Genomic DNA, 306 nt, shown 5'->3' with positions numbered 1-306 from the left:
CACCATATCGTCTCGGATGCCGCATCCATGCAGTTGATGGTTGGCGAACTGATCGATGGCTATACCCGCTACCGCGAAGGCGATGCCGCCCCACTTCCTTCCCTGGGGCTGCAATATGCCGACTACGCCCGTTGGCAGCGTGAGTGGATGGAGGCTGGTGAGCGGGGGCGGCAACTGGCCTACTGGGTCGGGCAACTGGGCAGCGAGCAGGATGTGCTGGCCTTGCCGCTGGACCGCCCGCGTCCTGCCGAGCAGAGCTATCGCGGGGCCCAGCTCGACCTGGCCGTGCCGTCGGCGTTGAAGGAC

1 protein-coding gene is annotated in these 306 nt (G+C 66.0%); it reads left to right on the top strand.

All coding sequences use genetic code 11. The features are described 5' to 3' along the window. Positions 1–306: condensation domain-containing protein (locus tag GYA94_RS27465; RefSeq protein WP_161893529.1), on the top strand; the 306-nt coding region annotated here is incomplete at both ends.

The sequence above is a fragment of the Pseudomonas juntendi genome, assembly GCF_009932375.1.
Taxonomy (GTDB): domain Bacteria; phylum Pseudomonadota; class Gammaproteobacteria; order Pseudomonadales; family Pseudomonadaceae; genus Aquipseudomonas; species Aquipseudomonas juntendi.
Note: the sequence above shows the minus strand (reverse complement) of the source record. Positions and strands in the feature narration are given on the sequence as shown.